The following is a 13,317-nucleotide window of genomic DNA, read 5'->3' as shown; positions in this document are numbered from 1 at the left end:
GCTGCTAGGCCGCTGCGCCTTGCAGTTCCTGGCCGATTGGATCGGCGGCTTCGCCATGTGCCAGCAGGGCAGCCAGTCTCTCGCGCAGCGACTGGGCGCGCTCTTCGCCAGCATATTCCTGTACTGCCGCCAACAGGCTGATGCCGGCGCTGCGCAGACTGTTCAGGTCTCTGGCCTCGCGCAGCTGGGTGCGCAATGTCTGGGCCAGGGCCTCATGGCGGTTGGCAAACAGGCGCTCGCACATATCGAATAGATACATGCGCGTGCCCGCCATATTGATGGCCGGCAACGCGCTGGCGGCTTGCTCGGCTGGCGCCAGGGCCGGTGCGGCAGGGCTTTGGCCGAGGGTGGCGAGAGCCGCCGCAGGGTGAAGGGCCATGCCGCGCTCCCTGGGGGCGCTGGATGAAGTCACCAGCTGGAGATATCCCTGCTCCACCAATTGCTGGGCCAGTGCGGCATGATCGCTGCCCAGCATGGCGGCAAGTTCTTCCATGCTCTTGCCGCCGGCCAGCAACAGCAGGGAGCGTGCGCGCTGCGGCAGCTGGCGTGATCCGGGCTGAAGTTCCTCCTGGGCCTTGGCGGTTTTCTGCAAAATCATGGCTGGTTCTGTCTGGCGCATTACAAGTGCGGATGCGCTATTGCATGAGTTGACGATGACAGTGGTGTGAATCTGCGCCAATTCGCAGTGGATCGGCCAGTCATTACTGCCCAAGCTTGCCAATTGCTTCTGAATTAATAGCTGCTGGCGTTTTCTGAATAAGCGCTACAGGTCAATCTGATTTGAATCTGAAATGAGACTGCTGCTCGCGCCCATGGAAGGGCTGCTGGATTTTGTGCTGCGCGATGTGCTGACCCGGGTGGGCGGCGCGGATCGCTGCGTGTCCGAGTTCATTCGCATCAGCGGCTCGCTGCTGCCGGACAAGGTCTATCTGCGTACCATGCCCGAGCTGCGCAACGGCAGCAGGACGCTGGCCGGCGTGCCGGTGCGGGCGCAACTGCTGGGTTCCGACCCCGTCAGCATGGCCGAGAATGCGGCCAATCTGGCGCGTCTGGGACCCGAGGGCATCGATCTGAATTTCGGCTGCCCGGCCAAGGTGGTCAACCGCCATGGCGGTGGCGCATCGCTACTGCAGGACCCCATGCAGATTGCCCGCGTGGTCGAAGCCGTGCGCAAGGCGGTCCCGGCGCAGCTGCCGGTATCGGCCAAGATGCGGCTGGGTTTCAACGACCGTGCGCTGATGACCGAGTGCGCCCAGGCCATGGAGCAGGGCGGTGCCTGTGAGATCGTCGTCCATGCGCGCACCAAGCTGGACGGCTATCGCCCCCCTGCCTACTGGGAAGAGATTCCACGTATCCGTGAGGCGGTGGGTGTGAATGTGGTGGCCAATGGCGAGATCTGGACTGTGGAAGAGGCTTTGCGCTGCCGCGAAGTTTCAGGCTGCGAGGATCTGATGCTGGGGCGCGGCATTGTGGCCGACCCGGGTCTGGCACTGGCCGTGCGTCGCGCCGTGGGGCAGGGCAGTGGCGCGGCGGCCGCTGGCATTGACTGGCTGGCGCTGGTGCCCCAGGTGCAGCGTTTTTGGCATATGGTCTGCGAGGATCTGGAGCCGCGCCAGCGTGCGGGCCGCCTCAAGCAGTGGCTCAATCTCATGCGCAGACGCTTTCCCGAGGCCGAGCTGGCTTATCAGGAAGTGCGCACCCAGACCGATCAGCGCGCCATCAGCGACTGGGTGCAAGCGCTGCCGCTGCGCGATCTGCAGCAGGAATGGGCCTGGCCGCAAACCACATCTAAAGCAGACTGTCCGGAGCCAGAGGTCCGAGCAGCTGCAGCATAAGCCGCAGACCCAGGCTGGCATCGGGCTCCGAGTAGGAGTCCGCAAGCCCGCTGTCCTGAGGCGCACGCCAGACCAGTTGTCCCTTGGGGTCCAGGTCCACCCGCCAGCTGTTTTCGGGCAGGCTTTCATCGATGCTGTCGCCAGCCAGCTGGCTGAAGCGGCGGCTGGCGATGAGCACGGCGATCTCGGTGTTCTGCAGGCGTGAGCGCATATCCAGATTCATGGAGCCCACGGCGACCAGACGCCCGTCGATGACCAGCAGCTTGGTGTGCAGCATGGCCCGCGAAGCCCCGGCGCTGCCCCCGCTGGAGCCTGTGGTGCCTGCGCGCAATGCCGAGCGTACATTGGCCGCTTCGCTGCGCATCTCATGCAGCTCTATGCCCATCTCCAGCAGAGCCTTGCGGTGACGCGCATAGCCGGCATGGGCCAGCGGTGCATCGTTGGAGGCCAGCGAATTGGTCAGTACCCGGATGCGGACACCTTTGCTGCGCGCGGCGCGAAAGGCGTCCATTATCTCCTGCCCCGGCACGAAGTAGGGCGAAACCACCAGCAAGTCCTGCTTGGCGGAGCGGATCAGAGCCAGCAGACCATCGACCACCGAGTCGGCATTCAGCGCCGGTGCGGCGGAGGGGGGTGGGCTGGAGGCTTCGTCGGCCTTGAGCACGGCTGCCCCGGCGGGCTCGCTGGCGGCGGATCGTTCTGCTCCTTCGACGGGGATCTTGGTCGGGCTGTCCGCCAGCACCATGGCCTGGGCCCAGATCCACGGGATCTGGTTCAGATTCAGGGAGCCGTTCTCGGGGTCAGCGGCGCCTTGGGCTGGTTCGGCTTTGCCGCTGGCGTCTTCCTGGTCAAACTGCGTCTTGAGCTTGAGCAAGTCCGGCTCACTGATCAGCGACTGCACGGGGTAGGCGCGCACATTGTTCCAGTAGCGGTCAAAGCTGAGCGACAGGTCTTTGACGATGGGGCCGGCGGCCAGAACATCGAGGTCGACAAAATTGCCCACATTGGAGGCGTCAAAGTAGGCGTCGCCCAGATTGCGTCCGCCAATCACGGCCAGGGTGTTGTCGGCCACGAACAGCTTGTTGTGCATGCGCTGCTGTGCGCGCTGAAAGTCGGTCAGCAGCGTCCAGGCCCGGCCGATGGTAGAGGCACGCGAGCCGGCCAGCGGATTGAACATGCGCATCTCCACATTGGGCACAAAAGCCAGGCGCATGACTTGCGCGTCCGGCCCCGTGCTGTGGAAGTCGTCCAGCAGCACGCGTACGCGCACGCCGCGCCGGGCCGCCTGCACGACGGCGCGCAGCAGTCGCCCGGTGCTTTGGTCTGCATGGATGGCGTAGTACTGCAGATCCAGCGTCTTCTGTGCGTTCTCGACCAGCGCCATGCGGCTGCTGAGGGCATGCCTGGGGCCGGAGATCAAGGCAAAAGCCGAGGCATCTGGCTTTGCCCTGGCCGGGCGAGCCTGAGAGACGAACAGGCCCAGCTCGGTGCTTTGGGGCTGGCTCAGTGCGGTGCTGATGGGGCGTTCCACATCCTTGGGTAGCGACGCTGCGCAACCCGTGAGCAGCAACGCGATAAAAGCGCTGGCAAGCAGTGTCAGACACTTTGGCCGCCGCAACGGCTGCAGTAGTGACGATGTGGAGATAGAAGCCGTCATTGCTGCTTTGTAACCCATGATGACCGAGTTCACATGTCGGACACAGACTGCGCTAGAACTGCTCTCGGCCCTGGACTCTGGCAACAATGCGCAGGTCCGGTCCCAGGCGGGCGACATCATGGAACACCAGTGGCAGGCCTTGGTCCAGGCTGTCGAGCGGGCCGAAGTTGGCAATACCCATGGCTCCCGTGCCCAGCAGTTTTGGGGCCTGATAGAAGAGGAACTCATCGACCAGGCCTTCGCGAATCAGGGAGCCGTTGAGTTTGAAGCCCGCTTCCACATGCAGCTCATTCGTGCCGCGCTGGGCCAGATCCCGCAGCATGGCCGCCAGATCGACCTTGCCCGCTGCGTTCGGCATATCAATAACCGTAGCGCCTAGCGCTTGCAGTTGCTCGATCTTGGATTGATTTGTGCTGTAGGTATAGATAAGGCAACCGCTGGGTGCTTTCAAAACATGAGCATCCAGCGGGATGTCCAGCTTGCTGTCTACCACGGCAATGCGTGGCTGGCGTGGCGTGTCTACATCCCGCACATTCAGGCGCGGATTGTCTTCAAGCACCGTGCCTATGCCGGTCAGAATCGTGCAGGCACGGGCACGCCAGGCATGTCCGTCGGCCCGGGCGGCCGCCGAGGTAATCCACTGGCTTTGGCCATTGTGCAAGGCAGTTACGCCGTCCAGCGAGCTGGCTGCCTTCATGCGCACCCAGGGCGTGCCGCGAATCATGCGGCTGAAAAAGCCGATATTGAACTCGCGTGACTCAGTTCCGCCGGGGCCTATCTCCACATTGACACCCGCGGCGCGCAGCCGCTCGAAGCCCTGGCCGGCCACTTGTGGATTGGGATCCGTCAGCGCGCCCACCACCTTGCCGATGCCGGCTGCGATCAAGGCGTCACAGCAGGGGCCGGTGCGGCCATGGTGCGAGCAGGGCTCCAGCGTCACATAGGCCGTGGCTCCACGCACATCGTTGCCTTTGGCTGCAGCATCGCGCAAAGCCATCACCTCGGCGTGCGGGCCGCCGGCCTGCTGGGTAAAGCCCTGGCCGATGATGCGCTCCGAGGCATCGACGATCACGCAGCCAACGCGCGGGTTGGGTGAAGAAAGAAAAAGCGCCTGAGCAGCCTGCTCAAGCGCTTTGTTCATGAAGTGGGCAGAGGGTGTCATGCCCAGGATGGTAATGCAGAGGTGCCAGGCTTACTTGGTCCAGCAGTCCGAGGCTGTGGTGCTGCTTGCCACATTGTCAGCACTCTTGACCCCTGTGTTGCTGAGCGTGAAGTCTCCGCACTTGTCCGTTGCCTGAGCTCCCGGGTTTTTGCGTTTGGCGATCAAAGTGTAGGCGGCAGTGGAGCTGGCTTTCATTTCGATCTGGTAGCGCTTGCTGGAGTCGGCGGACCAGGACAGGTTGGCGGGTAGCACCTTGGTGAGGTCTGCATTGGTTGGATATGCCCCGGTTGCCGTGGCTGCGCGCTCCATCCATAGCTGGGCTTGTAGCAGGCCGGCGCGTGCGTCGGCTCTGTGGCCGCGGCGAACATATTCGGTATAGCTGGGATAGGCAATGGCACTGAGAATGCCAACGACTGCCACCACAATCATCAGCTCGATCAGCGTGAAGCCTTTTTGCTGGTTCTTCTGCATTATCAGTTTCTCCTCGTGAAGCGCGCAGTCATCAACGCAGCTGACGCCAGCTGGGGCGCAGCGACTGCTCAGGCATGCGGGCCAGCATTTCCTTGTTGGTCTTGGCATCGAAGTCTGCGATCTTGTTTTTCTGGGTGATTAGCGTGTGGGAGCCTTTGCTTACCTTGACGCGCGACACATTCAGATCCAGCGAGTTGTAGAGACCGTCGTTGTTTTTATCAACGATCTGAACCGACGGACGAAGCCCATCCATGATGTTGATGAAGGTGCGGTACTGGCGCTCTTCATCCACGGTGCTGGAGTCGCAACTTTCGACGTTGGGATCGACGTCTGTGCCCTTGGCTGGAACCTGAGAGTAAATGGCCAGGATATTGCTGCCGTCATAAAACTCCATGGGCTTGAGCTGACGCTCGCCGACTGCAGGCAAATCCAGATACCAGCCGTTGTAGTTCGCCCAGGTGCTGGCGCTGAGTTTGTTGTCGTCATTGCTGGCGCCCACGGTTCCAAACTGGCCGTTGTCGAGCTCCGTAATGGTTTGCTGTGCCAGCTGAGCAGTCACGACACCGGTTCCAAGGGCTCTGGGAACGGGAATGCAACTGCCGTTGGGCGTCGTGCAAGTAGAGCTGCCACTGTTGACCTGCAGGCGTGGGCCGAGGCTGGTGCTGACAAGGTTGTAGCGGGTGTTGTCCAGCACGGAGTAGATGGTCTGCACTGTTCTATCGGTTTCGTCGGCCTTGGTGACATTGCGGCCGGTCCCGAAGGCTACCATCATGCCGCCAATCGCCACGGTCTTCCTGTCGGTGCCTGAACCGATGGTCATCTTTCTGTCGTTGGCGCGAACCGTAGGCGGGGCGGTGATAGGCTGGGCAATAGTTCGGGCGCTGTTGAGGGACGCCGGACCAGTTGCCGTGAACAGTGGCAAGCCTGCAAGCGCAACTCCCCAGTTGCTGGCGTCTGCGCTGGTCAGATCAAACTTCCACATATTGCCCTGGTTGTCTCCTGCGTAGGCGACATCCGGCAAGCCGTCTCCGTTGATGTCCACGAGGCGTGGAGCGCTCAAGCCGTTGTCGTTGGCCTTGCCTGTGCCAGCTGCTTCGGCGGTGACGGGGATGCGCTTGAGCTCCATGGCACCATCCAGATACTGAATCAGCAGCACGGGGCGCTGATTGCTGCTGTTGTAGCCATTCCCAAGCACGACTGCCCAGCGGTTGTTGTTCATGCGCGTGATCTGTGTGGTGCGCATGGGATTGTTCTCGTCAGCAACCGGGGGGGCGGTGATATTGCCGATATCTCTGTCTTCGGCCACTGCCGCCACGCAGGCTGTTGCTTCTGTGGCGCTGATGCCCGTCAATGCGCAGTTGGGTATGCTGGCGCCCATGGCGGAATCAGTGCTTCGCGTACGGTCCAGCTTGACCAGGCTAGGGGCGGTGGTAGTGGCAAAATCGGCTGGATCTGTCACGTCCAGCACGAAATAGCCCTTGCCTCCGGCGCCTAGAGCCCCGACCAGCAAGGTGCGCCAGTTGGGCGTGGTGCTGGTGCCTAGGTCTACGTCGCCGGTCATGGGAGAGTCGTCCACAAAGTGACGGTGCTTTTGGTTGTAGGTGGGGTCGGTCAGGCGTCCCAGGCTGGGAATCACGCCTTGAGGAACATAGGCAATCTTCTCGGCGCCAGTCCCTGCGGTAAAGCCATGCAGCATGCCGTCGTTACCTCCGGCGTAAATCATCGCGGTCCGGTTTGCTTTGGCACGAGTGAAGTCTGCATAGCCCTTCAAGGGGTAGTTGCTGGAGGGAATACCGGTGAACCAGATGATGGAATTGACGATGTCGCCCTGAATGCTCCTGCGTTCGCGAAACGGTCTTGCCGTCGTATAGCCTGTGGTTTCCGAGCCTTCGAGAGAGCGATCACCGCGCAGGAAGTTCAGGCGTTGCTGCCCTTTTGTCGCCCCCTCGTCGGTTCCGCTCCCGTCAGATTTTTTCTGCAGCCATAGCTTTTGCGAGGTACTCAGATAGGTTTCATCGCCTGCCCATTTGAAAAACACGCCTCCCTTGTAGTTGTTGGTGCTTTCCCATTTATCACTCCAGCTGAGGACGACCCGGTCGCTCACGGTCATGGCATCCAACTTGTCTGCTGTATTTTGACCAGACCATCCCGGATTCGCGACCGCAGTTCCATCGGTTCTGATGGTGTCGGCCTTGATGAAGCCCTTCCAGCCGTTCTTGGGTTCGTAGTTGCCGGTGTATTTGCCCACGTCATAGCGGGTGTTGTTGGACCCGCTGGTGGCGGTGGATGTCAAATCAGGGTCGGTCTGGGTATTGATCTGCTGGAAAATCTCGCGAAAGGCCTTTGTCAGGTCTTCACCCTTTTCAACCGCGTAAAAGCGGCCGCGACCATTCAGGGCGGAATGCCACAAATCAAGCGCGTTATTGCTTTCCGTATTGGAAGTCAGCTGCGGCCATGATTTGGTGCCTGTCACCAAAGCCGGAAAATCACCGTCATAGCCAAAGGGGACCATGTTGGTGGGGGTTTGAATGTCGGCATTCCACGTGTAGGACATGGCACTGAAGCCGATGGTGTAGGTCACCATATGTGGCCAGGTGGCCGGGTTGTAGCGTGGATTCCAGAAGCGCTCCAGAATGGCATTCTTGTTCGCAGAGTCTTTGCCGAAGTTTTCTGTCTGGGTGGCTTTGTCGTAATCGGTCGTCGGTTGTATCGTGCCTTTCAATCCATTGACCCCATTGGGGTCGGTGGCTGTCTGCAGTCGGGTGCCCCAGCTCTTGAACGACCAGTCTGCCAGCGTATTGCTATAGGTGTCCGCGTACAGCTGATTTTTTGGTCTGAGACTTGCAGTTCTGCTTCCGTAGACCGTGCCGTCGGGAAGTGTGATGTCCTTTGTGTTGTCGTCCTGCGAGCCGCCCGATGCCGTTCCATTCCAGCGTCCATCGGTCATGAAGATATGGTAGTTGCGGCGACAGCCCAGATAAGGCGCCGCCGTTTCTCCAGGGTCCGATGCCCAGGGCCCGTTTTTGTTCAGACTCGCCCGCATGTATTCATCAGCCTGGCTGAACATCCTGTGGGATGGTGTTCCGCTGCTGGGGTAGAGTCTGTCGATAAAGGTCAGGAAGTCTGTTCGGTGGTTGCCGGCCAGCACCTGCATGGAGTTGGTTGCCAGTGTAGGGGCGGTGTTTGACGAGCCTGGAAGCGAGCTGGGGGTGCCGTTGTTCGCATTCATGGTTTGCCATGCCAGGCGTATTTTTCGGTCCGGCAGCAAAGTGCTGTCGTATTTGATGTGAGTGGGGTCGAAAATGGACTGAAGCGAATACTTCAGCACATTCATTCGGCGGCTTGTGCTTGGCCAGGAACCATCAGAACTCGGGGTTGTGCCATTGGTTGCTCCTGATGAGCTTTCTCGGTCCAGGCGATAGTTCATGCTGCCAGAGTCATCAATCGAAATAATGACATTCGGCATGACATAAGGCTGCAGCGTGCCCGGTGGCGCTTGAACCAAGTCAACAGCGAATGCTGTCTGATGTGCAATGACCAATCCGATGGCTGCGGGAACTATTTTTTTTCGAAAATGATGAGGAATATTATTTTGCACGGCTTTCACCTTTTAGGTAATCGCGAAAGTTCTTTGAATGAGTTAGTCTTTTAGCTTCTGGCGTGCATATGTTTGCTGCAATACAACCATGGTGGTAGGTTTGCGGCCATAAGCAAGCGCCGTAATTCTGTAGACAATATTGGGTGTTAAGTTAAGCGCAAGAATATTGTTGGGGTTTATGGCGCCAGTGCCTGTGCTATTCACAAGAACGCCGGAATTCTTGCTGCTATCGTCATAGGGGAGAATTTCGATCCAGTACCAGGCCCCTTGGTTGGCGGCACTTCTGTCTCGCAATATGGCGCTTGCCGGACTATCATCATCTCCGATTGCGGCGCCTGTGAATTGACCATAGCGTGCGCCGACAGGCGTGGTGGTGCCTGTCTGTACGTCGGTCATTTGTGTCAGGGTAATGCCCTTGGTCGAATCTGTGTTGTTCCAGAAGTCCTGCTTGTCTTTGATGTCAGGACGATCGGCGCGCTTGATGCAAATCCCGTTTTTGCATTTCGGCGCCGTGCTGGCAATCTTGGTGGGGTCTGCGAGGTCCGCCAGAAGAGCGCCAACCTCTTGTGCTTCTAGCGGGATCTTTTGTGCAGTCGTGCGTCGGCATATATTTCCGTCGCTGTCATTGGGTGTGCAAAAGCTGCCGTCTGCATTTTCTCCACGAATATCGAGTTCGGCATCTTGCAAGATGGCCTGTGCCGCCTCGAAGGCTCGCTGGTAATCGGCATCATTGCCGACGATCAACTCATTGAACAGCGATGTGCGAGATGCCCACAGGGCCAGCAACATGGAGAGCATGACAAAGATGATCACAATGAATAGTGATATACCTCGTTGTTTTCTTTGTCGGGGAATTTTGAATGTATTCATGATATTCAGCTGACGGTAGCCAGCCCCTGGCTACGCAGCTGGTAGATGTTGCGAAAAACCATATGCGCTCGCCGCGTACGCGGGGCAGCCAATGTATTCATGGTGACGGATGTAGTGTTGTCGCAGTCCAGGTAGGTGGTGTTGTCCGGCATATCAATGGCTTCATTGCCATAAAGCACCAGACATATTTCCACGCCGACAACTTGCGGCCAAGCGCTTGCCACAGTAGCTGCATCGACATAGCTGATCTGCGGGGATCCACTGGATGCCGATGTCTGCAGCAAATATCGCACTTGAAAATTAGCGACATTCTGAATAATGGGCTGTGAGTTTCCTGATGCGCCCACGCAGCGCAATTCATTATTTGTGGAATTGAGCGAGAACCGGCTTTGAATCAAATTTTCATTGGGTGATTGGCCGAGACAATCGCGCAGCATGGATGCAGGATTTGTCGATGTATATACCGGCTCTTTATAGTTGCGATAACCCAAGGTGAGCTTGTATTCATTGGTGCCGGGGCTGTCCATACCGCTGATGGTATTGACAGCGGGATCGAAATCTGTGGCTTTGGTCTCAAAGGCTACCGGATCCGACATATCGATATCGGCTCCTTCTGACTTCTGTGAGGCTAGATTCAGTTTCAAGGAACCGGCCTGGCGGAGCTGTTGCCCGATGACGCGAAAGGCGTATGCCGCTTGTTGCTGCAGCATGCTGCTATCGCTGACCGTGCCGGTAACGCCTCTTGAGACCATCAGCGCACCCATGGCGACGGCTATCGTCAGAAGTCCGATGACGATGCCGACGAGTAGTTCAATCAGAGTCACGCCGCGCTGGGGCTGGCTTCTCGCGATGCTGGAGACTTTCATAAGGATACGTCAGGTTCCGGGGCAGAAAAACAAAGGTGCACTATTGCCTGCACGAAAGTCAGGTGCGCAGCGTGCACTGACCGGTATGTATTGAAGATGGCAAGTGAAGTTGGCGGGGCAGGAGGTGGGGTCTTTGGTGCCAATGCTGCCGTCACCCTTGATGCTGGCTCCGGTGTTGATGGCGTCCTTGTAGGCCTTTTGGGCAGCGTCGCTTGCAAAGTCCTCGCGCTCGTTTTCCCGCCAGCGTATGAGCACGCCCAATTGCCGACGGTTGGTGATGCTGTTGGCGTCACCGTCAGCAAGGGCCAGGAAGGTGGCTGCATTGCCAAGCGGGAGCGAGCGCTCCACCAAACGTTTCCATTCCTTGAGGTCGTACTCGGCCAACTCAGCCTGAGTGCAGGTAGTGCTGCCAACACATTTTTTGGTCGCCGCAGTGGTTGGCGGTGTGGCGGTCCAGCCCGTGACGTAGGTGTTGATGCCGCTCAGTGCATTGGGATTTACCTTCATGCGCTCGCTGAGGTCTTCAATCAAACGGATGGCCTGAGCGCGGCGCATGCTGGTCTGGGTGTCGGTCAGCGTGCGCATTTGTACGCCGAGGATGCCGAGGATGCCCAGTGCGGCAACGACGATGGCAATCAACGATTCCAGCAAAGTGATGCCTCGCTGTTTGCCGATTTGGCGAGTGTGATTCAGTTGGTGCATGGCACGTCTTTTTGTTCAATGACTCGAATTCGTCCGCCCGAAGACATGCAAATGCCTTTGGTGGCGGCAGAGGCTATTCCGGCAGGCTGAGGTGCTATCGTGAAGCCGATCAAATTGGCACCATCCATCATTCCCCAGCGGTCGACACGGATGGTGGCGCCTGATTTGGTTCTGGTGACGGTTACTTTGGTTGGGGGTTCATAGCGCTGGATTTCCTCTCCACTGTTCCAGCGCCTGTTGCCATTGCTGTCCACGAAGACGACCCAGCCGCAATCCCAGTCCTGGGTGGTTCCGTCGGTGACGCAGCCAACAGTGGTTCGGGGAAGCTTTTCCAGATATACGTTGCCGCCGCGCTTGATAGCTTCTGAGCGGGCGAACATCAGGCTGGATTTCATGATCTCCACGGCCTCCATGACGCGCCAGCGCTCAAAAATAAAGTTGAAGCTGGGCACTGCAATGGCGCTGAGGACTGCGGCTATGGCAACGGTCACTATCAGCTCAATGGAAGTGAATCCGTAACTGCTCAAGACGGGGTGGCGAGATGCGGGGCGTTGTTGAAGCAGGGGTACATGCAGACTCCTCGTTGAGGGCGGGCCTGTGCCGCAGCCCAATGATCCTGTTCGCTTGGTTAACTGCATGAGCCGGTTGCAGATTCGAGTCGCTTGATACGCCCGCTGCTGTTGATGCAGATTGAGGATGCGTTGGCAGCACTGCCATTCTTGGGGGTCAGTCGAAAAGCGAAATCGATGGCAGCATTCGTGCTTGAGAATCTTCCCCAGCGGTCAACCTTGATCGGGTCGGTCAGCTTGGCATCGCTGGTATTGGTGAACTGCACGCTTACCTTGTTAGGGGCAGGCGCGGTCTGCAATGTGTCTTCGTTGTTATCCTGCGCGCCGTTACTGTTCAAGTCGGCAAACACAATCCAGCCGCAGCTCCAGAGGCTGGTGTCTGTGCCCACTGCTGTGCAGCCTCCGCCATCACCGCTGCGTAAAATGGTCACATTGCCGCCGCGCTTGATGGCTTCGGAGCGCGCAAAGTAAAACGTGGACTGCAACTCCTCGGATGCCTGGCGCACTCTCCAGCGTTCAATGATTGGATTGAAGCTGGGTGCGGCAATGCCGGCCAAAACGGCCAGAATGGCAACCGTGACCATGAGCTCAATGGCGGTGAAGCCTCTGGAAAAATGGCGACGAATGAGGGGCAGGTTGAGCATGCTGGCATATTACGTTTCGTTGCGTGCCGAATGCTTTGTGACTGGATGAGTGGTCTTGATGGGGAGATCGGTGGTTGTTTTTCAACGGCGGCGGCCGGAAGGTGGGTAGGCATACCCGGCGCATGCCCCGGAGTTGGGTCTTCCCTGGCATTCCCGATACAGCCGTCTATCGCGTTCGGCTGTAGTTTCTTCCGAGCTGCTCCGGGTGTTCTGGATCTTGACCTTGCTGCTTTGCTTCTTGGCTGCTTTGGGCTTGCGTTGGCCTGCATTGGCTGCGAGTGCAGGCTGATCTGCGAGTGCGAAGACCATGAGGGCCGCAGTGCAGAGGCTGGCAAATGAATAGCGTCGAGGAAAGCTGGTCATTTCAGATCCCTGGCTGGAGGTGATGGGCGCATTGTCCGAGCCTTGCTCAGGAGCGGGCAAGCGGGTTTGCCAGCCTTGGTCTTGTGCCTAGTCGTGCTATTGCATGGGGGATAAATCGCCTCTTGATATAATCGCCGAGTTTTGCATGGTGCAAGACGCACGCTGAGGCCTTTCCAGTCTTGGCGCAAGTAACCAAGGTGCTCCTCGTCGAGTGCCAAATCCTAAGGAAAACAAAATGATCGCTGCCGATAAGAAGGCTGAAGTTGTCAAGGCCAATGCTCGTTCCGAAAACGACACTGGTAGCCCCGAAGTGCAAGTGGCTCTGCTGACAGCTCGCATCAACGAACTGACTCCCCACTTCAAGGCTAACGCCAAGGACCACCACGGTCGTCGCGGTCTGCTGCGCATGGTGAGCCGTCGCCGCAAGCTGCTGGACTACCTGAAGTCCAAGGACGCTGACCGCTACACAGCACTGATCGCCAAGCTGGGCCTGCGCAAGTAAGCACGGTGAAAGATCGAAACGCCTGAGTTAGATTGCCTAGCTCAGGCGTTTTTTACTTCGGAGTTCGCAAAACAGAGC

Annotated in this window: 12 protein-coding genes; 2 read left to right on the top strand and 10 right to left on the bottom strand. The window is 58.7% G+C overall.

From position 1 onward, the window contains the following. Positions 1-4: 4 nt before the first annotated feature. Complete coding sequence (locus CTATCC11996_RS12345) at positions 5-619, bottom strand: hypothetical protein (RefSeq protein WP_003076531.1); 615 nt, start codon at positions 617-619, stop codon at positions 5-7. Between the two features lie 172 nt (positions 620-791). Between CTATCC11996_RS12345 and CTATCC11996_RS12340 the strand changes: the two genes are divergently transcribed. Then, complete coding sequence (locus tag CTATCC11996_RS12340) at positions 792-1,835, top strand: tRNA dihydrouridine synthase (protein ID WP_003076529.1); 1,044 nt, start codon at positions 792-794, stop codon at positions 1,833-1,835. Here CTATCC11996_RS12340 and CTATCC11996_RS12335 read toward each other — a convergent pair. The 9 genes from CTATCC11996_RS12335 to CTATCC11996_RS12295 form a co-directional block, all read right to left on the bottom strand. Beyond that, positions 1,789-3,492: a phospholipase D-like domain-containing protein gene (locus CTATCC11996_RS12335; protein ID WP_172590526.1), complete on the bottom strand. Its 1,704-nt coding sequence runs from the start codon at positions 3,490-3,492 to the stop codon at positions 1,789-1,791. The two genes, CTATCC11996_RS12340 and CTATCC11996_RS12335, sit on opposite strands and share 47 nt — an antisense overlap. A gap of 52 nt (positions 3,493-3,544) precedes the next feature. After that, the gene (ribD, locus tag CTATCC11996_RS12330; RefSeq protein ID WP_003076525.1) at positions 3,545-4,654 is read right to left on the bottom strand and encodes a bifunctional diaminohydroxyphosphoribosylaminopyrimidine deaminase/5-amino-6-(5-phosphoribosylamino)uracil reductase RibD; all 1,110 of its coding nucleotides are present in this window, start codon (positions 4,652-4,654) and stop codon (positions 3,545-3,547) included. Between the two features lie 30 nt (positions 4,655-4,684). Next, positions 4,685-5,125: a type IV pilin protein gene (locus CTATCC11996_RS12325; protein WP_003076524.1), complete on the bottom strand. Its 441-nt coding sequence runs from the start codon at positions 5,123-5,125 to the stop codon at positions 4,685-4,687. Positions 5,126-5,156: 31 nt separating this feature from the next. After that, on the bottom strand, positions 5,157-8,459 hold the full coding sequence (locus CTATCC11996_RS12320) for a pilus assembly protein (RefSeq protein WP_003076521.1): 3,303 nt from the start codon (positions 8,457-8,459) through the stop codon (positions 5,157-5,159). A 306-nt stretch (positions 8,460-8,765) separates the two neighbouring features. Further along, positions 8,766-9,593: a pilus assembly PilX family protein gene (locus tag CTATCC11996_RS12315; protein WP_034348957.1), complete on the bottom strand. Its 828-nt coding sequence runs from the start codon at positions 9,591-9,593 to the stop codon at positions 8,766-8,768. Between the two features lie 5 nt (positions 9,594-9,598). Then, positions 9,599-10,459 (bottom strand): PilW family protein, encoded by an 861-nt coding sequence (locus CTATCC11996_RS12310; RefSeq protein WP_003076518.1) that lies wholly within the window; start codon positions 10,457-10,459, stop codon positions 9,599-9,601. A gap of 9 nt (positions 10,460-10,468) precedes the next feature. After that, a complete protein-coding gene (pilV, locus tag CTATCC11996_RS12305) occupies positions 10,469-11,161 on the bottom strand; it encodes a type IV pilus modification protein PilV (protein ID WP_003076516.1) in 693 nt (230 codons plus the stop codon). Next, entirely contained in the window at positions 11,149-11,688 is a 540-nt protein-coding gene (locus tag CTATCC11996_RS12300; RefSeq protein ID WP_238532409.1) for a GspH/FimT family pseudopilin, read from the bottom strand. Before CTATCC11996_RS12300 ends, pilV begins: the two co-directional genes overlap by 13 nt. Positions 11,689-11,789: 101 nt before the next feature. Next, a complete protein-coding gene (locus CTATCC11996_RS12295) occupies positions 11,790-12,374 on the bottom strand; it encodes a GspH/FimT family pseudopilin (protein WP_003076513.1) in 585 nt (194 codons plus the stop codon). A gap of 598 nt (positions 12,375-12,972) precedes the next feature. On the opposite strand from CTATCC11996_RS12295, the gene rpsO reads away from it, so the two are divergent. After that, a complete protein-coding gene (gene rpsO, locus CTATCC11996_RS12285) occupies positions 12,973-13,239 on the top strand; it encodes a 30S ribosomal protein S15 (RefSeq protein WP_003057844.1) in 267 nt (88 codons plus the stop codon). Positions 13,240-13,317: the final 78 nt, after the last annotated feature.

It is taken from the genome of Comamonas testosteroni ATCC 11996 (assembly GCF_000241525.1).
Taxonomy (GTDB): Bacteria; Pseudomonadota; Gammaproteobacteria; order Burkholderiales; family Burkholderiaceae_C; genus Comamonas; species Comamonas testosteroni.
Note: the sequence above shows the minus strand (reverse complement) of the source record. Positions and strands in the feature narration are given on the sequence as shown.

Coding starts and splice junctions, on each gene's coding strand:
- CTATCC11996_RS12295 (WP_003076513.1), bottom strand. CDS start 12,374: ATGCTCAACCTGCCCCTCATTCGTCGCCATTTTTCCAGAGGCTTCACC.
- rpsO (WP_003057844.1), top strand. CDS start 12,973: ATGATCGCTGCCGATAAGAAGGCTGAAGTTGTCAAGGCCAATGCTCGT.
- CTATCC11996_RS12320 (WP_003076521.1), bottom strand. CDS start 8,459: ATGAATGTGCTGAAGTATTCGCTTCAGTCCATTTTCGACCCCACTCAC.
- ribD (WP_003076525.1), bottom strand. CDS start 4,654: ATGACACCCTCTGCCCACTTCATGAACAAAGCGCTTGAGCAGGCTGCT.
- CTATCC11996_RS12345 (WP_003076531.1), bottom strand. CDS start 619: ATGCGCCAGACAGAACCAGCCATGATTTTGCAGAAAACCGCCAAGGCC.
- CTATCC11996_RS12315 (WP_034348957.1), bottom strand. CDS start 9,593: ATGAATACATTCAAAATTCCCCGACAAAGAAAACAACGAGGTATATCA.
- CTATCC11996_RS12340 (WP_003076529.1), top strand. CDS start 792: ATGAGACTGCTGCTCGCGCCCATGGAAGGGCTGCTGGATTTTGTGCTG.
- pilV (WP_003076516.1), bottom strand. CDS start 11,161: ATGCACCAACTGAATCACACTCGCCAAATCGGCAAACAGCGAGGCATC.
- CTATCC11996_RS12335 (WP_172590526.1), bottom strand. CDS start 3,492: ATGACGGCTTCTATCTCCACATCGTCACTACTGCAGCCGTTGCGGCGG.
- CTATCC11996_RS12325 (WP_003076524.1), bottom strand. CDS start 5,125: ATGCAGAAGAACCAGCAAAAAGGCTTCACGCTGATCGAGCTGATGATT.
- CTATCC11996_RS12310 (WP_003076518.1), bottom strand. CDS start 10,459: ATGAAAGTCTCCAGCATCGCGAGAAGCCAGCCCCAGCGCGGCGTGACT.